The sequence below is a fragment of the Streptomyces sp. NPDC015242 genome, assembly GCF_043079125.1.
In the GTDB taxonomy this organism is placed as follows: Bacteria; Actinomycetota; Actinomycetes; order Streptomycetales; family Streptomycetaceae; genus Streptomyces.
Window position 1 is genome coordinate 314,509 of record NZ_JBIBUF010000002.1, and the last position, 22,267, is coordinate 336,775.

17 protein-coding genes and 1 pseudogene are annotated in these 22,267 nt (G+C 72.5%); 11 read left to right on the forward strand and 7 right to left on the reverse strand.

From position 1 onward, the window contains the following. The first annotated feature begins 22 nt into the window (after window positions 1-22). The 3 genes from glgB to ACF07N_RS06850 all read left to right on the forward strand — a co-directional run bounded on the left by glgB (window position 23) and on the right by ACF07N_RS06850 (window position 4,001). Entirely contained in the window at window positions 23-2,998 is a 2,976-nt protein-coding gene (gene glgB, locus ACF07N_RS06840; RefSeq protein WP_392109311.1) for a 1,4-alpha-glucan branching enzyme, read from the forward strand. Window positions 2,999-3,123: 125 nt separating this feature from the next. After that, window positions 3,124-3,594, forward strand: coding sequence for a hypothetical protein (locus tag ACF07N_RS06845; RefSeq protein WP_392109314.1), 471 nt, complete (start codon window positions 3,124-3,126; stop codon window positions 3,592-3,594). Then, complete coding sequence (locus ACF07N_RS06850) at window positions 3,591-4,001, forward strand: hypothetical protein (protein ID WP_392109317.1); 411 nt, start codon at window positions 3,591-3,593, stop codon at window positions 3,999-4,001. The genes ACF07N_RS06845 and ACF07N_RS06850 overlap by 4 nt, the downstream gene beginning before the upstream one ends. A gap of 12 nt (window positions 4,002-4,013) precedes the next feature. Here ACF07N_RS06850 and ACF07N_RS06855 read toward each other — a convergent pair whose 3' ends face one another. The 4 genes from ACF07N_RS06855 to ACF07N_RS06870 form a co-directional block, all read right to left on the reverse strand. Continuing rightward, the gene (locus ACF07N_RS06855) at window positions 4,014-6,245 is read right to left on the reverse strand and encodes a HelD family protein (protein WP_392109319.1); all 2,232 of its coding nucleotides are present in this window, start codon (window positions 6,243-6,245) and stop codon (window positions 4,014-4,016) included. Between the two features lie 171 nt (window positions 6,246-6,416). Next, window positions 6,417-6,734: a thioredoxin family protein gene (locus tag ACF07N_RS06860; RefSeq protein ID WP_392109322.1), complete on the reverse strand. Its 318-nt coding sequence runs from the start codon at window positions 6,732-6,734 to the stop codon at window positions 6,417-6,419. Continuing rightward, window positions 6,728-7,141, reverse strand: a complete 414-nt coding sequence (locus ACF07N_RS06865) for a MerR family transcriptional regulator (RefSeq protein WP_094055854.1) — start codon at window positions 7,139-7,141, stop codon at window positions 6,728-6,730. Before ACF07N_RS06865 ends, ACF07N_RS06860 begins: the two co-directional genes overlap by 7 nt. A gap of 42 nt (window positions 7,142-7,183) precedes the next feature. Next, complete coding sequence (locus ACF07N_RS06870) at window positions 7,184-8,857, reverse strand: DHA2 family efflux MFS transporter permease subunit (protein WP_392109325.1); 1,674 nt, start codon at window positions 8,855-8,857, stop codon at window positions 7,184-7,186. A 107-nt stretch (window positions 8,858-8,964) separates the two neighbouring features. Between ACF07N_RS06870 and ACF07N_RS06875 the strand changes: the two genes are divergently transcribed. Continuing rightward, entirely contained in the window at window positions 8,965-9,582 is a 618-nt protein-coding gene (locus ACF07N_RS06875) for a TetR/AcrR family transcriptional regulator (RefSeq protein WP_392109328.1), read from the forward strand. Between the two features lie 91 nt (window positions 9,583-9,673). On the opposite strand, the gene ACF07N_RS06880 is transcribed toward ACF07N_RS06875, so the two are convergent. Then, window positions 9,674-11,068, reverse strand: a complete 1,395-nt coding sequence (locus tag ACF07N_RS06880) for a cation:dicarboxylate symporter family transporter (protein ID WP_383325346.1) — start codon at window positions 11,066-11,068, stop codon at window positions 9,674-9,676. A 208-nt stretch (window positions 11,069-11,276) separates the two neighbouring features. Here ACF07N_RS06880 and ACF07N_RS06885 point away from each other — a divergent pair, with 208 nt between their 5' ends. From ACF07N_RS06885 to ACF07N_RS06900, 4 genes and pseudogenes are all read left to right on the forward strand, one after another. Then, entirely contained in the window at window positions 11,277-13,016 is a 1,740-nt protein-coding gene (locus ACF07N_RS06885; protein ID WP_392109332.1) for an ATP-binding protein, read from the forward strand. Beyond that, the gene (locus ACF07N_RS06890) at window positions 13,013-13,711 is read left to right on the forward strand and encodes a response regulator (protein WP_392109335.1); all 699 of its coding nucleotides are present in this window, start codon (window positions 13,013-13,015) and stop codon (window positions 13,709-13,711) included. The genes ACF07N_RS06885 and ACF07N_RS06890 overlap by 4 nt, the downstream gene beginning before the upstream one ends. After that, a pseudogene (locus ACF07N_RS06895) lies at window positions 13,644-14,011 on the forward strand (hypothetical protein); the annotation flags it as partial. The gene ACF07N_RS06890 and the pseudogene ACF07N_RS06895, both read left to right, overlap by 68 nt. A gap of 82 nt (window positions 14,012-14,093) precedes the next feature. Further along, a complete protein-coding gene (locus ACF07N_RS06900) occupies window positions 14,094-15,014 on the forward strand; it encodes a zinc-binding dehydrogenase (protein WP_392109338.1) in 921 nt (306 codons plus the stop codon). Window positions 15,015-15,055: 41 nt separating this feature from the next. On the opposite strand, the gene ACF07N_RS06905 is transcribed toward ACF07N_RS06900, so the two are convergent. Continuing rightward, window positions 15,056-16,393 (reverse strand): enolase C-terminal domain-like protein, encoded by a 1,338-nt coding sequence (locus ACF07N_RS06905; RefSeq protein WP_392109341.1) that lies wholly within the window; start codon window positions 16,391-16,393, stop codon window positions 15,056-15,058. Window positions 16,394-16,892: 499 nt separating this feature from the next. On the opposite strand from ACF07N_RS06905, the gene ACF07N_RS06910 reads away from it, so the two are divergent. Next, the gene (locus ACF07N_RS06910) at window positions 16,893-17,660 is read left to right on the forward strand and encodes a helix-turn-helix domain-containing protein (protein WP_383586231.1); all 768 of its coding nucleotides are present in this window, start codon (window positions 16,893-16,895) and stop codon (window positions 17,658-17,660) included. Here the strand turns inward: ACF07N_RS06910 and ACF07N_RS06915 are convergent. Then, on the reverse strand, window positions 17,657-18,682 hold the full coding sequence (locus ACF07N_RS06915) for an ATP-dependent 6-phosphofructokinase (protein WP_383325329.1): 1,026 nt from the start codon (window positions 18,680-18,682) through the stop codon (window positions 17,657-17,659). The genes ACF07N_RS06910 and ACF07N_RS06915 overlap by 4 nt on opposite strands. Window positions 18,683-18,901: 219 nt before the next feature. Between ACF07N_RS06915 and pta the strand changes: the two genes are divergently transcribed. Then, window positions 18,902-20,995 carry a phosphate acetyltransferase gene (pta, locus tag ACF07N_RS06920; RefSeq protein WP_392109346.1) on the forward strand — a complete coding sequence of 698 codons (2,094 nt, stop codon included), beginning with the start codon at window positions 18,902-18,904 and terminating at the stop codon, window positions 20,993-20,995. After that, window positions 20,992-22,206: an acetate kinase gene (locus tag ACF07N_RS06925; protein ID WP_392109348.1), complete on the forward strand. Its 1,215-nt coding sequence runs from the start codon at window positions 20,992-20,994 to the stop codon at window positions 22,204-22,206. The genes pta and ACF07N_RS06925 overlap by 4 nt, the downstream gene beginning before the upstream one ends. Window positions 22,207-22,267: the final 61 nt, after the last annotated feature.

Below are 22,267 nucleotides of genomic sequence, written 5' to 3' on the forward strand. Positions count from 1 at the left end.
CTTCGCCCAGGAGGCTCCGCCCGTGACCCCCCGCCCTGAATCCAGCGGCCCGCGTCCCCAGGGGACGGCCGGGGAGAAGATCCCCGAGCAGCCCACGGCCGCGCAGAAGAAGAGCGCCGCGCAGAAGACGGCGGTGCCGAAGCAGGCAGCGGCCAAGAAGGGGACGGCCCCCGCGAAGAAGGCTGCCGCCAAGAAGACGGCGCCGGCGAAGACGACGGCGAAGACGGCTGTCGCCAGGAAGGCCACCGCCAAGAAGGCCACCGCCAGGAAGGCGGCGGCCAAGGACACGGCCGCGAAGTCAGACACCGCGAAGAAGGCCGCCGCTGAGAAGGTCACGGCCAAGAAGGCCACAGCCAAGAAGGCTGCGGCCACCAAGGCGGCCACCACCGCCAAGGCGACCACCACCAAGGCAGCCGCCACGAAGGCAGCCACCACAAAGGCGGCCAGCACAAAGGCGGCCAGCACTGAGACCGCCGCCGCCAAGACCCCCGCCACCAAGGCCGCTGCCAAGAAGGCCACCGCCACCAAGGCGAGCACCACGAAGGCGGCGTCCACCAAGGCGACCACTGTCAAGGCCGCAGCCACCAAGACCGCCGCGAAGGCCGCCACCACCAAGGCGGCTGCGGCCAAGGCCGCCACCACCGCGGCGGCCGCCGGCAAGACGAGCGCGGCGAAGAAGACCGCCGCGAAGAAGAGCGCGGCGAAGAAAGCACCCGCCAGGACGGCTTCCGTCGCGCCGGCCGCTTCCGGCACGGGCGCCCCGGAGCAGGGCGCCGCCGGCCAGGTCGTGCCGCCGGAGATGGAGATCGCCGTCTCGCCCGCCCTGGACGCCGGCGACCGCGAGCGGCTGCTGAACGGCACGCACCACGACCCGCACTCGGTGCTCGGCGCGCACCCGGTGCCCGGCGGCATCGCCTTCCGGGCGTTCCGGCCGTACGCCCTGTCCGTGACCGTCGTCGCCGGTGAGGTGCGGGCGGAGCTGCACGCCGACGGGGAGGGCTTCTTCTCCGGGCTGCTGCCGCTGCGCGAGGTGCCGGAGTACCGGCTGCTCGTGCAGTACGAGGGCACGCTGCTGGACACCGAGGACGCCTACCGCTTCCTGCCCACGCTCGGCGATCTCGACCTGCACCTGATCGGTGAGGGCCGGCACGAGGAGCTGTGGACGGCGCTGGGCGCGCACCCGATGACGCACCAGGGCGTGACCGGCACCCGGTTCGCGGTGTGGGCGCCGAACGCGCGCGGCGTGCGCGTGGCCGGCACCTTCAACTTCTGGGACGGCACCGGGCACGCCATGCGCTCGCTCGGCTCGTCCGGCGTGTGGGAGCTGTTCCTGCCGGACGTCGGCGAGGGCGAGCTGTACAAGTTCGAGATCACCCGGCACGACGGTTCGAAGACGATGCGCGCCGATCCCCTGGCCCGCCGCACCGAGGTGCCGCCCGCCACGTCGTCGGTCATCACGTCCTCGCACTACGAGTGGGGCGACGCCGAGTGGCTGGCCCGCCGCGCCGAGGCCCCGGCGCACGAGTCGCCGTTCTCGGTGTACGAGATCCATCTGCCGTCCTGGCGACCGGGGCTGACCTACCGTCAGCTGGCCGAGCAGCTCCCCGGCTACGTGAAGAACCTGGGCTTCACGCACGTGGAGCTGATGCCCGTGGCCGAGCACCCCTTCGGTGGCTCCTGGGGCTACCAGGTGACCGGCTTCTACGCCCCGACGGCCCGCCTGGGCACGCCGGACGACTTCCGGTACCTGGTCGACAAGCTGCACCAGGCCGGGATCGGCGTCCTGATGGACTGGGTCCCGGCGCACTTCCCGCGCGACGACTGGGCGCTCGCGGAGTTCGACGGCCGGCCCCTGTACGAGCACGCGGACCCGCAGCGGGCCGCGCATCCCGACTGGGGCACCCTGGAGTTCGACTTCGGCCGCAACGAGGTGCGCAACTTCCTCGTCGCCAACGCCGTGTACTGGTGCGAGGAGTTCCACATCGACGGGCTGCGGGTGGACGCGGTCGCCTCGATGCTCTACCTCGACTACTCGCGCGAGCCGGGCCAGTGGACGCCCAACGAGCACGGCGGCCGCGAGAACCTGGACGCGGTGGCGTTCCTGCAGGAGATGAACGCCACGGTGTACCGCAGGGTGCCCGGCGTGGTGACGGTCGCCGAGGAGTCCACCGCCTGGGACGGCGTCACCCGCGCCACCCACCACAAGGGCCCGAGCGGCTTCGGCGGGCTCGGGTTCGGGCTGAAGTGGAACATGGGCTGGATGCACGACTCGCTGCAGTACATGAGCCACGAGCCGGTGCACCGCAAGTACCACCACCACGAGATGACGTTCTCGATGGTGTACGCGTACAGCGAGAACTACGTCCTGCCGATCTCCCACGACGAGGTCGTGCACGGCAAGGGGTCCCTGGTGTCGAAGATGCCGGGCGACTGGTGGCAGCAGCGCGCCGGGGTCCGTTCCTACCTGGGCTTCATGTGGGCCCACCCGGGCAAGCAACTGCTGTTCATGGGCCAGGAGTTCGCACAGGGCGCGGAGTGGTCCGAGGCGCACGGCCCGGACTGGTGGCTGCTGGATCCGGGCTATGGGGCGGAGGCGGAGCACCGGGGGGTGCGGGACCTGGTCCGCGACCTCAACGCCGTCTACCGCGCCACCCCGGCGCTGTGGCGGCTGGACACGGATCCGGCCGGTTTCGAGTGGATCGCCGGGGACGCGGCCGAGGACAACGTCGTCGCGTTCCTGCGGCTGGACCCGGAGGGCAACCCGCTGCTGGCGGTGTCGAACTTCGCGCCGGTCGTCCGCCCGGACTACCGCCTGGGTGTGCCGGAGGACATCCCGGCCTGGCACGAGGCCGTGAACACCGACGCGGCCCGCTACGGCGGCAGCGGCGTCACCAACCCGGACCCGGTCAAGCCCGAGGCCCAGCCCTGGCACGGGCGCCCGGCGAGCATCCGCCTGACCCTGCCGCCGCTGGCGACGGTCTGGCTGCGCCCGGCCTAGCCGTCCTGTGACAGGGGTGTGACCTCAGGAGTGATCTCCGTCACAGCCCGTCCTGCGCGGAAGTGGTGGGGTGGCCGCATGCGAGCCACCCCACTCCCCCGCCGGTCCGGAAAGGGCTGAGGCCCGTGCTGGTGGGTCTCGGTCTCTCGGCGTTCTGTGCCGTCGCCGCGCTCGTCGCCGCGGCGGGGGCCCTCGCCATGGCGCTGCCCGGGCGCCCCGAGCCGTGGTCCGTGCATCTCATGCGCCGGGCCGCGGCGGCTGCCGCGTGGGCGGCCGCCGCCGTGTACTGCCTCGGCCTCTTCGCCGTGCTGGACTCGGAGTCGGCCTTCAACGACGGCGCGAACTCGGTCCCGGCCCCGGCCTGCCGCGACGGCTTCGACCCGGCCACGGTCGAGGGGCTGAGCCACCACCGGTCCTCCTACCTGCCGCTGCGCTTCGACTGCGTCCGCGAGGACGGTTCCGTCTACGCCAGTGACCCGGACTACGGGTGGATGAACGGGGCGACGGCGGCCCTGGCCCTGTCCGCCGCCCTGCTCGCCATCGGCGCCGGCGGCGCGAGCGAGCTGCGGGCGCGCAGGGCGCCCGTGGCGTCATGACGCTGCTGCCGGTCTTCGCCGGGCTGGTGGTCGCCCTGGTCGCGCTGCGCGGGCTGCTGACCCATCCGCTGCTGCCCCGGTGGGTGCGGACCTCGGTGTTCTGGGCGGCGCCGCTCTCGGCCGCCACCTGGGCGTACATCATGGCCGCGGACGATGCGTTCCTGTTCCCGGAGACCGCCCCCTGCCCGCGTGAGCCCTTCCAGGAGGGCGTCATCGGCGGCGGCGAGGTGTCGGGGGTCTCCGAGGCCTTCCCCCCACGCGCCTACTGCGTGTGGGAGGACGGCACCGTCCACGACCTCGTTCCCTGCGCCGAGTTCCTGTTCTGGGTCTTCTTCGCCCTGACGGTCGTCCCCCTCGGCGCCGGGCTGTGGCACGCCCTGCGGGATCCGACGTCGCAGCTGCAGTAGGCGGATCGAGAGCTACCCGAGTGCCTGCGCCAGGGACGCGGGCAGCTCCCCGGTGTGCAGGACGCCGAGGCGCTGGGTGGCCCGGGTCAGCGCCACGTACAGGTCGCTGGTGCCGTACCGGCCGGGCTCGACCACCAGGACCGAGTCGAACTCCAGGCCCTTGGCCTGGCGCGGATCGAGCAGGACGACCGTCTGGGTGAGGTCGGGTTCGGCGCCCGCCGTCACGCCGTCCAGCCGGGCGGCGATGCCCCGGTGGAGGTCGCGCGGCGCGATCACCGCGAGCCGCCCCTCGGCCGGGGTGAGCTCCCCGACCGCCTTGGCGACGGCGCCGGGCAGGTCGTCGGTGACCCGGGCCCAGGGGCGTACGCCCGTGGAGCGGACCGAGCTGGGCGGTTCGAACGCCGGGTTCTCGGCGCGGACCACGGCGGCGGCGACGTCCATGATCTCGGCCGGGGTGCGGTAGTTGACGCCCAGCCGGGTGTGCTCCCAGCGGTCCTCGACGTACGGGGCGAGGATGCCCGACCAGGAGCCGACCCCGGCGGCCTCCGCGGTCTGCGCCGGGTCGCCGACCAGGGTCATCGAGCGGGTCGGGCTGCGCCGCATCAGCAGCCGCCACGCCATCGGCGACAGCTCCTGCGCCTCGTCGACGATGATGTGCCCGAACGCCCAGGTGCGGTCGGCCGCGGCCCGTTCGGCGGCGCTGCGGTGGTCGTCCTCCTCGTGCCGTTCGGCGAACCGCTCGGCGTCGATGATGTCGTGCGCGGACAGCACCTCGGAGCCCTCGGGGTCGTCCTCCTCCTTGTCCTCGAACTCGTAGGTCCGGGAGGCGTACGACACGTCCAGCACGCCCTGCGCGTAGGCGATCTGCCGCTCCCGCTCGCGCGCGGCGCGCTCCCGGGCCAGCCGGTCGTCCTCGCCGAGGAGTTCGGCGGCCTCGTCGAGCAGCGGCACGTCCGCGACGGTCCAGTGCCGGGTCACCGGGCGGCGCACGGCGTCGGCGTCCTCGGCGGGCAGGAACTCCTCGGGTGCCGCGAGGAAGTCCGCGACGAGCCGCTGCGGGGTCAGCACCGGCCACAACCGGTCGATCGCGGACCACACTTCGGGGTTCTCGGCGAGGTCGTCGCGGATCTGGATGATGTCGCTGGGGTCGAGCAGGCTGGACCCGTCGAAGGGGTCGGTGCCGATGCGTTCGGCGTACAGCTCGGTGAGGGTGTTGAGGATGTGGCCCTCGAAGTGCTCGCGGGCGGCGTTGTGCGGCAGCTTGGCGGCGCGGGTGCGCTCGCGGGCGACGTTGACCAGGCCGTCGTCGAGCATGAGGACCTCGCGGTCGTGCTCGACGGTGATGACGGGGTCGGGCAGCGCCTGCCGGCTGCGGACGACCTCGGCGAGCACGTCGGCCATGCCGGCCCGGCCCTTCACGGCGGCCGCCTCGGGCGTGTCGGTGCCGGTCGCCTTCACGCCGGGGTACAGCTCGCCGACGGTCGCGAGGAGCACGCCGGTCTCGCCGAGGGAGGGCAGCACCTCGCCGATGTAGCCGAGGAACGCCGGGTTGGGGCCGACGATCAGCACGGCCCGCTTGGCCAGCAGCTCGCGGTGCTCGTAGAGCAGGTAGGCGGCGCGGTGCAGGGCGACGGCCGTCTTGCCGGTGCCCGGGCCGCCTTCCACCACCAGGACGCCGCGGTGCGGGGCGCGGATGATGCGGTCCTGGTCGGCCTGGATGGTCTGCACGATGTCGCTCATGCGGCCGGTGCGCGCCGAGTTCAGCGCGGCGAGCAGCACGGCGTCGCCCGTCGGGTCCTCGTGGCCGGTGCGGGTCTCGTCACCGAGGTCGAGGATCTCGTCGTGCAGGTGGGTGACGCGACGGCCCTCGGTGGCGATGTGCCGCCGGCGCCTGAGGCCCATCGGGGTGTGGCCGGTGGCCAGGTAGAAGGGGCGGGCGACGTCGGCGCGCCAGTCGATCAGGACGGGCGTGCGCTCGGCGTCGTCGGTGCGCAGGCCGATGCGGCCGATGTGGTGGGTGACGCCCGAGGTGAGGTCGATCCGGCCGAAGCACAGGGAGCCGTCCACCGCGTTGAGCGCGGCGAGCAGCCCGGAGCGCTCGGCGACGAGGATGTCCCGCTCGAGTCTGGCCTGCATGGGGGTGTTGCCCTGCGCGAGGGCGTCCGTGACGGAGGTCTCGGCGTCGCCGCGCAGCGCGTCCACGCGCGCGTACAACCCGTCGATGAATTCCTGTTCCTGGCGCAATTCATCGTCCGGAAATTCGGTGTTTGACAATTCCACTCCCGCCCGGATATACTGTGCTCACTGAACTTCTCCGTGACGTCACGCATGTGAAGTCACGAATGAATCAATATACGCGAGAAAAGCCCCCGAGCCAATTACTCGGGGGCTTTTTCCGTTCTCCGGGCCCGTCGTTCACAGCACGTCGGACAGCTCCTCCAGCAGCCGCCGCTTGGCCCGCGCGCCCACCATCGACTTCACGGGCTCGCCGTCGCGGAACACCAGGAACGTCGGCATGGAGAGCACCTTGTAGGCGTTGGTGGTCAGCGGATTGTGGTCCACGTCCAGTTGCACGACCTTCAGCCGGTCGCCCTCCTCGAAGGCGAGGGCCTTCAGTACCGGCGCCATCTGCCGGCAGGGCGGGCACCAGTCGGCGGTGAACTCCACCAGGACCGGCAGGTCCGCGCCGATCACCTCGGCCTCGAAATCGGCGTCCGTCACCTCGGTCACCATGGGTGCCTCCCCAGTTCACAGCGGGGCTCCGGACCGCCCGGAGCCTCGGCCTCGGCGTTCAGCTCGGCCCGCGCCAGCTGCCGCGCCACCGTGTCGCGCACGGCGCTCAACTCGCCGATCAACGCGTCGAGTTCATCCAGCTTGCGCCGGTAGACCGCGAGGGACGCCGGACAGGAGTCGCCCTCGGGGTGCCCGGCGCGCAGGCACTCCACGAAGGGCCGGGTCTCCTCCAGGCCGAACCCGAAGTCCTGCAGCGTCCGGATCTGCTCCAGCAGCTTCAGATCGCACTCGTCGTACGTCCGGTACCCGTTGTCCGCACGCCTCGCGGGCAGCAGCCCCCGTGCCTCGTAGTACCGCAGCGTCCGCGTGGTGGTCCCGGCGCGTGCGGCCAGCTCGCCGATTCGCATGGCACCGAACGTAGTCCTTGACGCCGAGGTCAAGGCAACACCTCAGCGCGCCCCGGCGTTCTCCGGCTCCCGCTCCTCGACGGCCTGTTCCGTCTCCGGCTCGCCCCGGCCGGGCAGCAGCAGCGCCACGATCACCGTGCCGGCGCCCAGGACCACCGCCCCGACCAGACTGGTGTGGGCGACCGCGTCGGCGAAGGAGGAGCCGACCGCGTCGGCCATCTGCCGCGCTCCGTCCGCGAGTTGCCCGGCCTGCGCCTTGAGCCGCTCGGCCTGCTGCGGGTCGCTCGCACCGGCGGCCTGCTCGGCCAGCTGCCGCGCCCTGTCGCCGATGCCCTGCGCCACCGCGTACCCGGCCCCGACGGAGTCCTGGGCCGTCTCCAGTGACGACGCGGGCAGCTTGCTGCCGGCCGTCGCGTCCGAGAGGTGACCGGAGTACGACGTGGCCAGCAGCGAGCCGAGGACGGCGATGCCGAGCGATCCGCCCAGCTCCAGGGACGTGTCGTTGACCGCGCCGCCGACGCCCAGCTCCGACTCCGGGAACGCCCCCATGATCGCGTCCGTGCAGGGCGAGAGCGCGAGCCCGATCGCGAGGCCGAGGACGACCAGGGGCACCACGAAGTCGCCGTACGCCGAGCCGGAGTCGACCCGGGTGAGCAGGGCCAGCGCCGCCGTGCCGCCGACCATGCCGGCCGTGACGGTCCACTTCATGCCGACCCGGGGCGTGAGGTACCCGGTGAGGGCCGAGCCGGCGAACACGGCGCCCGCCAGCGGCAGCATCCGCACGCCGGTGTCCAGGGCGTCGTAGCCGAGGACGAACTGCAGGTGCTGCGTGAGGTAGTAGAAGGCCCCGAAGACGGCCAGGAAGAACAGGGCGACGGCGAGGTTGGAGCCCGCGAACCGCCGGTCGGTGAAGCGGCGCACGTCCAGCAGCGGGCGCGGGTGGCGCAGCTCCCACACCACGAAGGCGGCGAGTCCGGCCCCCGCGACGACCGCGGCCGTGACCGCCTTGGCGCCCCAGCCGAAGTGCGGCCCCTCAATGATCATGTAGACCAGTGCCGCGATCCACACCACGGACAGCAGCCCGCCGCCGTAGTCGATGCGCCCGCGGTCGGCGGCCCTGGACGGCGGGACCAGGACGAACGCGCCGACGAGGGCCAGCGCGGCGACGGGGACGTTGATCAGGAACGTGGACGACCAGCCGTGCCGCTCCAGCAGCGCCCCGGCGACCAGCGGCCCTGCCGCGATGGCGAGTCCGGCCGTGGCGGTCCACAGGGTGATGGCCCGGGCGCGCTCGGCCCGCGGGAAGGTCGCGGCGAGCAGGGACAGCGTGGCGGGCATGATCATGGCGGCGCCGGCGCCCATCACGGCCCGGGCCGCGATCACCGCCGTGGCGCTGCCGGCGAGGTAGCCGGAGACGGCACCGCCGCCGAACACGAGGAGCCCGAGCACCAGCGCTCCCCGGCGGCTGTACTTGTCGCCGATCGCGCCGAGCAGCAGCATCAGGGCTGCGTACGGGACGGTGTAGCCGTCGATGACCCACTGCAGATCCGCGCTGGACAGGCCGAGGTCCTCGGTCATGGCGGGCGCGGCGACGGTGAGGGCGGTGTTCGCCATCACGATGATCAGCAGGCTCAGGCAGAGCACGAGCAGCGCCCACCAGCGGCGCGGGTAGGGGTGGCCCGTCCTCTCGGCCGGTTCGGTCACGACGAGTCGCATGGCAGGGGTGCCTTCCTCGCTGATTTGCACATGGCTGTGCATTTACACAACGATGTGCAATCTACGTCGTTGCACAGCACTGTGCAAGTCACGGGGGAAGGGGCACAATGACGTCCATGACCACGGGCAGCACCAGCCGCGCCGACGCCAACCGGCGCCGCATCCTCGACGTCGCCCTCGCCGAGCTGCTGCGGGACCCCGACGCGTCCATGGACCAGATCGCCCGCGCGGCGGGCGTCGTCCGGCGCACGGTGTACGGGCACTTCCCGAACCGCGAGGCGCTCATCAGCACCCTCGTCGACGAGGCGGTGGAGGCCCTGGCGGCCGCGCACGCCGCGGGCCGCGAGGGCGTCGGGGACCCGGCGGAGGCGGTGGCCCGCTCGGTGCTGGCCGTGTGGGAGATCGCCGACCGGTACCGGCTGCTGATCGCGCTCGCCCAGCGCACCGTGACCATGCAGGGCATCCGCGAACGGCTCGCCCCGGTCCGGGAGACCGCCACCGGCATGCTGCGGCGCGGCCTCGACGAAGGCGTCTTCAGCTCGCCGCTGCCCGCCCCGGCCCTGGCGTACGTGCACGAGCAGATGCTGGTCGCGTTGATGGAGGCGGTGAACGACGGGCTGGTGGCAGCGCGAGAGGCGGGCCGCTGCGCCGCGGTCACCATCCTGACCGCGGCGGGCGTGCCCGCCTCGACCGCCACCGGGCTGGTGGCGGAGCTGAACGACTGATTCTTCCGCGATGACTGCGGTGTGGGGACCGGGCGGCTGAGCGACGGGGGGACACCCAGCCGCCCGGGGTCTCACCGGGGCGGCGCGGCCGTCAGGCCTTGGCCAGCTCCTTCTCGCCGCCCGGCTCGGGCACCTCGACGTGGTCGTCGGAGGCGGGGCCGCCGTGCCCGTCGTCGAGCAGGGTCTTCTCGTCGAAGGGCAGCTGACCGGCGAGGACCTGGTTGACCCGCTCCTTGTCGATCTCCTTCGTCCAGGTGCCGATCAGCACGGTGGCCACGGCGTTGCCGGCGAAGTTGGTCAGGGCGCGGGCCTCGCTCATGAAGCGGTCGATGCCGACGATCAGGCCGATGCCGTCCACCAGGGCCGGCTTGTGCGACTGCAGACCACCGGCCAGGGTCGCCAGGCCGGCACCGGTGACACCGGCGGCGCCCTTGGAAGCGACCAGCAGGAAGAGCAGCAGCGGGATCTGCTCGCCGATCGACATCGGGGTGCCCATGGCGTCGGCGATGAACAGCGAGGCCATGGTCATGTAGATCATGGTGCCGTCGAGGTTGAAGGAGTAGCCGGTCGGGACGGTGATGCCGACCACCGGCTTGCTGACGCCCAGGTGCTCCATCTTCGCGATGAGGCGCGGCAGCGCGGACTCGGAGGACGAGGTGGACAGGATCAGCAGGAACTCACGGCCCAGGTACTTGAAGAGCGTGAGGATGTTCAGGCCGGAGATCACGCGCAGCAGGGCGCCGAGCACGATGAAGACGAAGAGGAAGCAGGTGACGTAGAAGCCGAGCATCAGCACGGCGAGGCTCTTGAGCGCGTCCAGGCCGGCGGAACCGGTGACGGCGGCGATGGCGCCGAAGGCACCGATCGGGGCGGCCCACATCACCATGGCGAGGATGCGGAAGACGAGCCGCTGGATGTGCTCGATGCCGCGCAGGATGGGCTGTCCGGCCGCGCCCATGCCCTGCAGCGCGAAACCGGCGAGCAGCGCGATCAGCAGGGTCTGCAGCACCGACTCGTTGGTGAAGGCGGAGACGATCGTGGTCGGGATGATGCCGAGCAGGAACTCGGTGGTGTCCTTGGCCTCGGCGTCCACCTGCGCGTGACCGGCGTCCTTGACCGCGTCGGTCACCGCCAGACCCGTGCCCGGCTCCAGGATGTTGCCGACGACCAGGCCGATGCTCAGGGCGACCAGCGACATCACCATGAAGTAGCCGAGCGCGATACCGCCGACGGCGCCGACCTTGGCGGCCTTGCGCACCGAGCCGATGCCCAGCACGATCGTGCAGAAGATGATCGGCGAGATCATCATCTTGATCAGGTTCACGAAGCCCGTGCCGATGGGCTTCAGCTCGACCGCGAAGTCCGGTGCGGCCAGACCCACCGCGATACCGGCGGCGACGGCGATGATCACCGCGATGTAGAGATAGTGCGTGCGGTCCCGCTTGGCCTTGGGTGCGGCAGGTGCCGTATCGGCTGCGCTGGTCACGGCGGCCCTCCTTGACGACGTCGTCGGCATCACCGGCGTGCGGCTCACGTCCGGGAAAACTCCGGGCACCTCCGGGGAACCGCGAGAAACAGGGAGCGGGGCTCCCGGAGATGCGTGATGGGGAATGCCGTGACTATGTCGTCCCCTGTGAGCGCGGTCACCCTTCCGTTCATTTAGTTCACAATCGGCCACCAGGCAGACTGACGGCATGCGCCTCACCGTCCCCCGACCCCGCAGCCTGGCGGGCCAGCTCTTCGCCATGCAGGCCGTGCTGATAGCGGTCGTCGTGGCCGGATACGCGCTGTTCACCTACGTCAGCGACCGCAGCCAGGCCGAGGAGGCCGCGGCGCGCCAGGCCAGGGCGGTGGCGCGGTCCGTCGCCGACTCCCCGTCCGTGCTGGCGGCGACCCGCACCCCCGACCCGACCGCCGAGCTGCAGCCCTACGCGCTGCGGGTGATGCGGGACACGGAGGTCGACTTCATCACGATCATGGATCCGCGAGGCATCCGCTGGACGCACCCGGACCCGAGGCAGATCGGCCAGACCTTCCAGGGCCACACCGACAAGGCGCTGCGCGGCCGGACCTTCACCGAGACCTACACCGGCACGCTCGGCCCGTCCGTCCGGGCGGTCACGCCGATCCAGGACGGTTCGCGCGTGGTCGGCCTGGTGAGCGCCGGCATCCGGGTCGAGGAGATCACGCAGCGGGTCCAGGAGCAGCTCACGGCCCTGCTCGGCGTCGCGGCCGGCGCGCTGGTGCTGGGCGCGGTCGGCACGTACGTCATCAACGCCCGGCTGCGCCGGCACACCCACGGGATGAACGCGGCCGAGCTGAGCCGGATGCACGACTACCACCAGGCCGCCCTGCACGCGGTGCGCGAGGGGCTGCTGATGCTGGACGGGCAGTACCGTGTGGCGTTGATCAACGACGGGGGACGGGAGCTGCTCGGCGTGGCCGGGGACGTGGTGGGCCGGTCGGTGGCCCAGCTGGGGCTGCCCGCCCCGCTGACGGGGGCGCTGCTGGCCTCGGAGCCGCGGGTGGACGAGGTGCATCTGACGGCCTCCCGGGTCCTGGTGATCAACACCTCGCCGGTGTCGGGCGGGGAGCGGCGCGGTACGGTCGTGACCCTGCGTGATGTCACCGAACTCCAGTCGCTCATGGGCGAGTTGGACTCCGAGCGGGGCTTCACCCAGGCGCTGCGCTCGCAGGCGCACGAGGCGGCGAACCGGCTGCACACGGTCGTCTCGCTGATCGAGCTGGGCCGGGCGGAGGAAGCGGTGGAGTTCGCGACGGCCGAGCTGGAGCTGGCACAGGCGCTGACCGACCAGGTCGTGGCGGCGGTGAGCGAGCCGGTGCTGGCCGCGCTGCTGCTGGGCAAGACCGCCCAGGCCAACGAGCGGGGCGTGGAACTGGTGGTGTCGGAGGACAGCAGCCTCGACGACGGACTGTTGCCGGAGTCCCTGCCGGCGCGGGACCTGGTGACCATCCTGGGCAACCTGATCGACAACGCCGTGGACGCGGCGCAGGGCAGCGTGCGGGCCCGGGTGACGGTGGCCGCGTACACCGAGACCGCGGGCGGCCGCCCGGAGCTGGTGCTGCGGGTGTCGGACACGGGCCCCGGCGTGGACCCCGAGCACGCCGAGGCCGTCTTCCAGCGGGGCTTCTCGACCAAGCCGGCGGGGCCGGGCGGGCGGGGGCTGGGCCTGGCCCTGGTCCGGCAGGCGGCGCACCGGCACGGCGGGACGCTGGCGGTGGCGGAGGCCGACGGCGGCGGGGCACAGTTCGAGGTACGGCTGCCGCTGAGCCGGGCGGCGGGCGCGACGCCCGGCGACCCCACCCGGGACGGTTCGGCACCGGCGGACCCGGCCGCCGCGCTCCCGCTGTCCGCGGGGCCCGCGCCCCGGACCGGGGGACCGACGTCCAAGGCCTCTGGAGGCGACGCATGACGAGCGACCCGACGAGACAGCAGGCCATCCGCGTCCTGGTCGTGGAGGACGACCCGGTCGCGGCCGACGCGCACGTCCTCTACGTCGGCCGGGTGCCCGGCTTCGTCGCCGTCGGCAAGGCCCACACGGGCGCGGAGGCCCGCCGGGCCCTGGAGCGCACCCCCGTCGACCTGCTCCTGCTGGACCTGCACCTGCCCGATGTGCACGGGCTGCAACTGGCCCGTTCTCTGCGCGCGGCCGGGCACCACGCCGACGTGATAGCGGTGACGTCGGCCCGCGACCTGGCCGTGGTGCGCGAGGGCGTCTCGCTCGGCGTCGTGCAGTACGTCCTGAAGCCGTTCACCTTCGCGACCCTGCGCGACCGGCTGGTGCGGTACGCCGAGTTCCACGCGGCGGTCGGCGAGGCCAGCGGCCAGGACGAGGTGGACCGGGCGCTCGCCGCCCTGCGCGCCCCGGGCCCGGCCGCCCTGCCCAAGGGCCTGAGCGCGCCGACGCTGGAGCGCGTCACGCTCACCCTGCGCGACAGCGCGGAGGGCCTGACGGCGGCGGGCGTGGCCGAGAGCGTGGGCATCTCCCGCATCACCGCCCGCCGTTACCTGGAGCACCTCGTCGAGGCGGGCCGCGCGGCCCGCCGCCCGCAGTACGGCACCGTCGGGCGGCCGGAGTTGCAGTACCGCTGGGTCACCGGCCAGTGACGGCCCATCAGCCGGCCGATTCCGCTCCCGCTTCAACCGGCCGTTCCTGCTGACGATCCTCTTCGCCACCAGCCTGCCCATCACGGCGATCATGGTGCCCGTCCACGCGCTCTTCGTGCGGGTCGACCTCTTCGACACCGTGCACGGCACGATCCCCTTCTTCGCCGCCTCGCAACTGCCGCGTACGAGCGGCTCGCGGCGTTCTCCGTCGTGTACTCGACGCCGGTCGTCCTCCTGTACGTCCTGGTCGCGAAACGCCTGGGCGGCGGCTTCGCCCTGGGCGGTGCGGTCAAGGGCTGAGCGGGGCCGGGAAGCGACCGGGGGCTCCGGCTGTTGCACGTCGTGATCGTGACGGCCGTCGCGATCGACCGAAGGGGGAGACATGTCCGTGAGCGCTCTGGTCGTCGATCCGGCCGCGCCCGCCGCCGTCCGTCTGGGCCGGGTCCCCGAGCCCGAGCCCGGACCCGGTCAGGTCCTGGTGGAGGTCTCGCACGCCTCGCTGAACCACGGCGACCTCAACGACGCCCGTTCCGGTCGCGTCCCGGTGGGGGCGGTGCTCGGGTCGGACGCCGCCGGCGTGGTCGTCCGGGCCGCGGCCGACGGGACCGGGCCGGGGGCCGGCACACCGGTGGTGGCCCTGACCTCCGGGGCGTTCGCCGCACGCGTCGCGGTGGACGTGGCCGCCCTCGCGGAGGTGCCCCGGGGTCTGGATCCGGCGAAGGCGGCGGCCCTGCCGGTCGCCGGAGTGGCGGCCCTGCGTTCGCTGCGGGCCGCCGGACTCGGGCCCGGCAAGCGGGTGCTGGTCACCGGGGCGTCCGGTGGGGTCGGGCGGTTCGCCGTCCAGCTCGCGGCCCGGGCCGGGGCCCAGGTGATCGCGTCCGTGGGCTCGGCCGCCCGCGCCGAAGGGCTGGCCGGGGCCGGCGCCGACGAGGTGCTGACCGGGCTGGAAGGGCTGCGCGAGCCGGTGGACATCGTCATCGACAGCGTCGGCGGCCCCCAGCTGGTCGCCGCCTGGGACCTGCTCGCGCCCGGCGGCAGCGTCCAGAGCGTCGGCTGGACCTCGGGAGAACCGGCGGTCTTCCCGCCGTACGCGACCGTCGGCCCGGCCAAGTCGCTGTCCTCCTTCGTCATCGACTCGGCCGCGGGCGCGGACTTGGCCGTCCTCGCCGGGCTGGCCGCCGAGGGAGCCCTCACCGTCGAGACCGGCTGGCAGGGCTCCTGGGACCGGTTCGACGAGGCGGCCGAGGCACTGCGCGGACGCCGGATCCGCGGGAAGGCGGTCCTGGAGGTGACGTCCCGCTGACCGCGGGGCGCCCCCCCCGGCACGGGTGCCGTTCCGGGCGGTCACCGCACGAGACACGGCCGCTTCGCGTCGAACGTCCATCCCGGGACCAGGTACCGCATCGCCACCGTGTCGTCCCGCGCCCCCAGCGCCTTCTCCCGGTACAGCTCGTGCGCCGCCAGCAGCCGGTCCCGGTCGAGCGTCACGCCCAGCCCCGGCCCGTCCGGGACCGCGACCTGCCCGTCCACGATCCGCGGCGGCTCCACCGTGAGCCGCTCCAGCCCTTCCTGCCAGATCCAGTGCGTGTCCAGGGCGTTGTACTCCCCCGGCGCCGCCGCCCCGCAGTGCGTCACCATCGCCAGCGAGATGTCGAAGTGGTTGTTGGAGTGGCACCCCCACGTCAGCCCTGTCGCGTGACACAGCTGAGCCACCCGCACCGACCCCTGCATCGTCCAGAAGTGCGGGTCGGCCAGCGGGATGGACACCGACTGCAGAGCCAGCGCGTGCGCCAGCTGCCGCCAGTCCGTCGCGACCATGTTGGTCGCCGTCGGCAGCCCGGTCGCCCGGCGGAACTCCGCGAGGACCTCCCGCCCCGAGTAGCCCTCCTCCGCCCCGCACGGATCCTCGGCGTAGGCCAGGGTCCCCACCAGCGGCCGGCACAGCGCGACCGCCTCGCGCAGCGACCAGGCGCCGTTGGGGTCGAGGGTGATCCGGGCGCCGGGGAAGCGCCGCTTGAGCGCCCGGACGGCCGCGACCTCCTCGGCCCCCTCCAGCACACCCCCCTTGAGCTTGAAGTCCCGGAAGCCGTACAGCGCGTACGCAGCCTCGGCCTGCCGGACGATCGCCTCGGGCGTCAGCGCCTCCTCGTGCCGCACCCGGTACCAGTCGACCTGGGAGCCGGGCTCGCGCACGTACTCCAGGTCGGTCCGGTCCGCGTCGCCCACGTAGAACAGATAGCCCAGCACCCGCACGGACTCCCGCTGCTGCCCGTCGCCCAGCAGCGCGGCGACCGGCACGTCGAGGTGCTGCCCGAGCAGGTCCAGCAGCGCCGACTCGACCGCCGTCACCGTGTGGACGGTGGTCCGCTGGTCGAAGGTCTGGGCACCACGCCCGCCCGCGTCCCGGTCGGCGAACCGCTCCCCGATCTCCCGCAGCACCCGCTTGTGATCCCCGACCCTCGCCCCGACGACCAGCGGCTCGGCGTCCCGCAGGGTGCGCGTGATGGCCTCCCCTCCGGGCACCTCCCCGAGCCCGGTCCTCCCCTCGGAGTCGGTGAGCACGACGACGTTGCGGGTGAAGTACGGCCCGTGCGCGCCGGACAGGTTCAGCTCCATGCTGTCCCGGCCGGCGACGGGGTAGACGGCGTAGGCCGTGACGGTCGGCTGCTGCCCGATGCCCATCAGGTGCCCTTCCTGCCTCGATGACGGAGAGGTCAGCACACGACGTCTACGTATGCAGATGGAGGCTAGGTGGGTGAACAGCCGGGGTCAATGGTCCGGCGATCATCGATCTGCGGGGAAGGTGCCCCGCCGAGACAGCGGACCGTACGGATCGCGCCGCGGAATCCTCCCCGGATCCGCCCTGCCGGGCGACAGACAGTGAGGCACACGGTTTCGACAGCCGCCCGGTTGAGCGACGCCCACGGCGCCCCGCACGGGACCTCCGGGCAAGGCGCCTCCGCGCCGCCGGCGCGCGCATATGCCCGCTGAGCGTGCCGTTCGCGGGAGCCATGGCCGCTCGGGCTGCCGCGGCCGCCGCACCGGACGCCGCCCCGCCCGCACGTCCGTCCGCCGCACAGGCGACCCCCCGGCCCCGGCGAACCCGCCGGTAGCCGTAGCTTCCTACAATCCGTGATCCTGGCCGAACCGACCGTAGTCGCCGCAGCCCCGCGCCCCTAGCTTGTGGCGCGTGCGCCGACCTTCACCCAGCCCGAGCGAGCCCTCCCCCACGACCACGAGTCCGCCCTTCAACGCCCCCGCCGCCCGCCGGCTGCGCGCGGCCCTCGGCATGGCCCCCGAGCACGTCGCCCACGGCATGCGTGTGTCCTACGGGCACCCGCACGTCTCCCCGGATCACGTGATCGCCTGGGAGCGCGGGATCGCGGCCCCGAGCAACTCCGAACTGACCGCTCTGGCCGGCGTGTTGTGGTGCTCCCCGGCCGAGCTGATCGGCAGACCGCGCACCCTGCGCGAGCACCGCATCGCCCGCTGCCTGGCCCCCGAGGACGTGGCCCGGGCCGTCGGGCACGACGTGCACGCCTATCTGCGCATGGAGGAGACGGACAGCTGGCGCGGCACCGAGCGCCAGTCCGCGGCGCTGGCGGACCTGCTCGGCCTCGGCCTGCCCGACGTCGTCACGGTCACGGGCCGCGACGCCCGCCTCGGCGAGCTGCTGCGCAGCGCCGCGACCACCCGCTGGCAGGCGTACGTGCGCCCGGTGGCCCGGCTCGTGCCCCTGGACCGGCGGTTTCTGGAGGGCGCACTGCGGAGCCTGCACGAGGAGTACCAGGGGCACATGGCCGCCACCCTCAGCTGGGGTGGCGGCGCCGGTGACGCGGGCGGCGCCGGCCAGGACTTCCTCGACCGGATCGTGGAGCACTTCTGGGCGAAGCTCCGGGACGACCCCGGCCGGGAGGGCGCCCAGCAGCCGGGAGGACCAACGGCCTAGAAGACCGACTCGGCCTCGTCCATGCGGTCCTTCGGCACGGTCTTCAGCTCGGTCACGGCCTCGGCGAGCGGCACCATCACGATGTCCGTCCCGCGCAGCGCGGTCATGTGGCCGAACCGGCCCTGGTGCGCGGCCTCCACCGCGTGCCAGCCGAACCGGGTGGCGAGCACCCGGTCGTACGCGGTCGGCGTACCACCGCGCTGGACGTGGCCGAGGATGACCGGCTTGGCCTCCTTGCCGAGCCGTCGCTCCAGCTCGTGGGCGAGGGCCGTGCCGATGCCCTGGAAGCGCTCGTGACCGAACTTGTCTATGGCGCCCTTGCCGTAGTCCATGGTGCCGTCGGCCGGGTGGGCGCCCTCGGCGACGCAGACCACCGCGAACTTCTTGCCGCGGGCGAAGCGCTCCTCGACCATCTTCACCAGGTCGGCCGGGTCGAAGGGCCGCTCCGGCAGGCAGATCCCGTGCGCGCCGGCGGCCATGCCGGACTCCAGCGCGATCCAGCCCGCGTGCCGGCCCATGACCTCCACGACCATCACACGCTGGTGGGACTCGGCGGTGGTCTTCAGCCGGTCCATCGCCTCGGTGGCGACACCGACCGCGGTGTCGAAGCCGAAGGTGCGGTCGGTGGAGGAGATGTCGTTGTCGATCGTCTTCGGGACGCCCACCACGGGCAGGCCCGCGTCGGACAGCATGCGGGCCGCCGTCAGCGTGCCCTCGCCGCCGATCGGGATGAGGGCGTCGATGCCGAACTGGTGGATCATGTCGGAGGCGTTCTCGCAGGCCTCGCGCAGCCGGTCGCGCTCCAGCCGGGACGACCCGAGGATGGTGCCGCCGCGGGCCAGGATGCCGCTGACGGACTCCAGGTCGAGGGTGCGGTAGCGGCCGTCGAGGAGGCCCGCGTAGCCGTCCTCGAAGCCGATGACCTCGTCCCCGTAGTTGTCGACCGCCCGGTGCACGACCGACCGGATCACGGCGTTCAGGCCGGGGCAGTCGCCGCCTGCGGTGAGAACTCCGATACGCATCGTGCTGTGTCTCCTGCTCGCTGTTGACACCGGTGAGCCACTGCCGATTCTTTCACGCTCCGGAGAACGCCGTGGCACCCCGGCCTGACGGGCGCCTTATATAGCGACAGAGGTATTGTCAAGAGGGTTCTGCTCACCTCGGTGGGCGATTTTTGTGCCCCTGGCTGGACAGCCGTGGGCTGATGAGCACCCCCATTCGGAACGAAACGGAGAGCTCGCGTGACCCGCAGCGTGTACGTGACCGGCATCGACCGCGGTGACGGCCGCCAGGTCGTCGAACTGGGGGTCATGGAACTCCTCACCCGGCAGGTCGACCGGGTGGGCGTCTTCCGTCCCCTGGTCCACGACGGGCCGGACCGCCTCTTCGAGCTGCTGCGCGCCCGTTACCGGCTCACCCAGGACCCGGCGACCGTGTACGGCATGGACTACCACGAGGCGTCCGCCCTCCAGGCCGAGGCGGGCACGGACGAGCTGGTGTCCACGCTCGTCGACCGCTTCCACCGGGTCGCCCGCGACTTCGACGTCGTCCTGGTCCTCGGCACCGACTACGCCGGCACCCAGCTCCCGGACGAGCTGTCGCTCAACGCCCGGCTGGCCAACGAGTTCGGCGCCTCCGTGCTCCCGGTCGTCGGCGGCCGCAAGCAGACGGTGGAGTCGGTGCTGGCCGAGACGCGCAACGCCTACCGCGCCTACGACACCCTCGGCTGCGACGTCCTGGCCATGGTCGCCAACCGGGTCGCCCGCGAGGACCGCGACGAGATCGCCCGCCAGCTGGACTCCCGGCTCCCGGTGCCCTGTTACGTCCTGCCCGACGAGCCGGCCCTGTCCGCGCCGACCGTCTCGCAGATCAGCCACGCCCTCGGCGCGAAGGTGGTGCTGGGCGACGACTCCGGGCTCGCCCGGGACGTGCTCGGCTTCGTCTTCGGCGGTGCGATGCTGCCGAACTTCCTCGGCGCCCTCACCCCGGGCTGCCTCGTCGTCACCCCGGGCGACCGGGCGGACCTGGTCGTCGGCGCGCTCGCCGCGCACAGCGCCGGCACCCCGCCGATCGCCGGTGTCCTGCTCACCCTGAACGAGGTGCCCGGCACGGACATCCTCACCCTCGCCGACCGTCTCGCGCCCGGCACCCCCGTGCTGTCCGTGACCGGCAACAGCTTCCCCACCGCCGAGCAGCTGTTCTCCCTGGAGGGCAAGCTCAACGCGGCCACCCCGCGCAAGGCGGAGCGGGCCCTCGGCCTGTTCGAGCGCTACGCCGACACCGGCGACCTGGCGCGCCGCGTCTCCGCGCCGAGCAGCGACCGGGTCACGCCGATGATGTTCGAGCACAAGCTGCTGGAGCAGGCCCGCAGCGACCTGCGCCGGGTCGTGCTGCCCGAGGGCACCGAGGAGCGCGTGCTGCACGCCGCCGAGGTGCTGCTGCGCCGGGGCGTGTGCGAGCTGACCCTGCTCGGCCCGGTCGACCAGATCCGCAAGAAGGCCGCCGACCTCGGCGTGGACCTCGGCGAGACGCAGCTGATCGACCCGGCCACCTCCGAGCTGCGGGACGGTTTCGCCGAGAAGTACGCGGCCCTGCGCGCCCACCGGGGCGTCACGGTGGAGCTGGCCTACGACGTCGTCTCGGACGTGAACTACTTCGGCACGCTGATGGTCCAGGAGGGTCTCGCCGACGGCATGGTGTCGGGCTCGGTGCACTCCACGGCCGCGACGATCCGCCCGGCCTTCGAGATCATCAAGACCAAGCCGGACGCGGACATCGTCTCGTCGGTGTTCTTCATGTGCCTGGCCGACAAGGTCCTCGTCTACGGCGACTGCGCGGTCAACCCCGACCCGGACGCCGAGCAGCTCGCCGACATCGCCGTCCAGTCGGCGACCACGGCAGCGCGGTTCGGCGTGCGGCCGCGGATCGCCATGCTGTCGTACTCCACCGGCACGTCCGGCTCGGGCGCCGACGTCGACAAGGTGCGCGAGGCCACCGAGCTGGTCCGCTCGCGCCGGCCCGACCTGAAGATCGAGGGCCCGATCCAGTACGACGCCGCCGTGGAACCCTCGGTCGCGGCGACCAAACTGCCCGGCTCGGAGGTCGCCGGGCAGGCGAGCGTGCTGATCTTCCCCGACCTGAACACCGGCAACAACACCTACAAGGCCGTGCAGCGCTCGGCCGGCGCGATCGCCGTCGGGCCGGTGCTGCAGGGCCTGCGCAAGCCGGTCAACGACCTGTCCCGGGGCGCCCTCGTCCAGGACATCGTCAACACCGTCGCCATCACGGCGATCCAGGCCCAGACCCCGTCCCCGAGCGAGAAGGCAGCCCAGTGAGCCCGACCCGTGTCCTCGTCCTCAACTCCGGTTCCTCGTCGGTGAAGTACCAGCTGCTCGACATGCGCGACAGCAGCCGGCTGGCGATGGGCCTGGTCGAGCGCATCGGCGAGCAGACCTCCCGGCTCAAGCACACCCCGGCCGGCGGGGAGAGCCGCGAGCGCGGCGGGGCGATCGCCGACCACGACGCCGCCCTGAAGGCCGTGGCCGAGGAGCTGGCCAGGGACGGCCTGGGCCTTGACTCGCCCGAGCTGGCCGCGATCGGGCACCGGGTGGTGCACGGCGGCAAGTCCTTCACCGAGCCGACCGTCGTCGACGACGCGGTGCTCGCCGAGATCGAGCGGCTCATCCCGGTGGCCCCGCTGCACAACCCGGCCAACCTCACCGGCATCCGCACGGCGCAGGCACTGCGGCCCGACCTGCCGCAGGTCGCCGTCTTCGACACGGCCTTCCACACCACGATGCCGGAGCCGGCCGCCCGGTACGCGATCGACGTCGAGACGGCCGACGCGCACCGCGTCCGCCGCTACGGCTTCCACGGCACCTCCCACGCCTACGTCTCCCGGGCCACGGCCGAACTGCTGGGCAAGGACCCGTCCGAGGTGAACGTGATCGTGCTGCACCTGGGCAACGGGGCGTCGGCGTCGGCCGTGCGGGGCGGCCGCTGTGTGGACACCTCCATGGGACTGACGCCTTTGGAGGGGCTCGTGATGGGTACGCGCTCCGGAGACATGGACCCGGCCGTCATCTTCCATTTGATGCGTGTTGGTGGAATGTCCGCCGACGAGATCGACACTCTCCTCAACAAGAAGAGCGGTCTGATCGGTCTGTGCGGCGACAACGACATGAGGGAGATCCGCCGCCGCGTGGACGCGGGCGACGAGCGCGCCAAGCTGGCGTTCGACATCTACATTCACCGGCTGAAGAAGTACATCGGCGCCTATTACGCCGTGCTCGGACGGGTGGACGCGGTCGTCTTCACCGCGGGTGTCGGCGAGAACGCGGCCCCGGTGCGCGAGGCCGCCCTGGCGGGCCTGGAGGGGCTGGGCCTCGCGGTGGATGCCGAGCGCAACGCCGTACGCGGCGACGACGCGCGGCTGATCTCGCCCGAGGGCGCCCGGGTGGCGGTGGCGGTGGTCCCGACCGACGAGGAATTGGAGATCGCGACACAGACCTACGCGCTGGTAAATGGTTCGGGGAATCACACCTGAGCGGCATCCCGCCCTTTTGTATTTTCCGCCAGACGGAATATTCCGCTGGGAAACAAACCGA

Bases quoted from the DNA above. Each gene is read 5' to 3' on its own strand.
- ACF07N_RS06870 (WP_392109325.1), bottom strand. From the start codon at position 8,857: ATGCGACTCGTCGTGACCGAACCGGCCGAGAGGACGGGCCACCCCTAC.
- ACF07N_RS06850 (WP_392109317.1), top strand. From the start codon at position 3,591: ATGACGCTGCTGCCGGTCTTCGCCGGGCTGGTGGTCGCCCTGGTCGCG.
- ACF07N_RS06875 (WP_392109328.1), top strand. From the start codon at position 8,965: ATGACGTCCATGACCACGGGCAGCACCAGCCGCGCCGACGCCAACCGG.
- ACF07N_RS06915 (WP_383325329.1), bottom strand. From the start codon at position 18,682: ATGCGTATCGGAGTTCTCACCGCAGGCGGCGACTGCCCCGGCCTGAAC.
- ACF07N_RS06860 (WP_392109322.1), bottom strand. From the start codon at position 6,734: ATGGTGACCGAGGTGACGGACGCCGATTTCGAGGCCGAGGTGATCGGC.
- ACF07N_RS06890 (WP_392109335.1), top strand. From the start codon at position 13,013: ATGACGAGCGACCCGACGAGACAGCAGGCCATCCGCGTCCTGGTCGTG.
- ACF07N_RS06865 (WP_094055854.1), bottom strand. From the start codon at position 7,141: ATGCGAATCGGCGAGCTGGCCGCACGCGCCGGGACCACCACGCGGACG.
- ACF07N_RS06900 (WP_392109338.1), top strand. From the start codon at position 14,094: ATGTCCGTGAGCGCTCTGGTCGTCGATCCGGCCGCGCCCGCCGCCGTC.
- ACF07N_RS06885 (WP_392109332.1), top strand. From the start codon at position 11,277: ATGCGCCTCACCGTCCCCCGACCCCGCAGCCTGGCGGGCCAGCTCTTC.
- ACF07N_RS06905 (WP_392109341.1), bottom strand. From the start codon at position 16,393: ATGGGCATCGGGCAGCAGCCGACCGTCACGGCCTACGCCGTCTACCCC.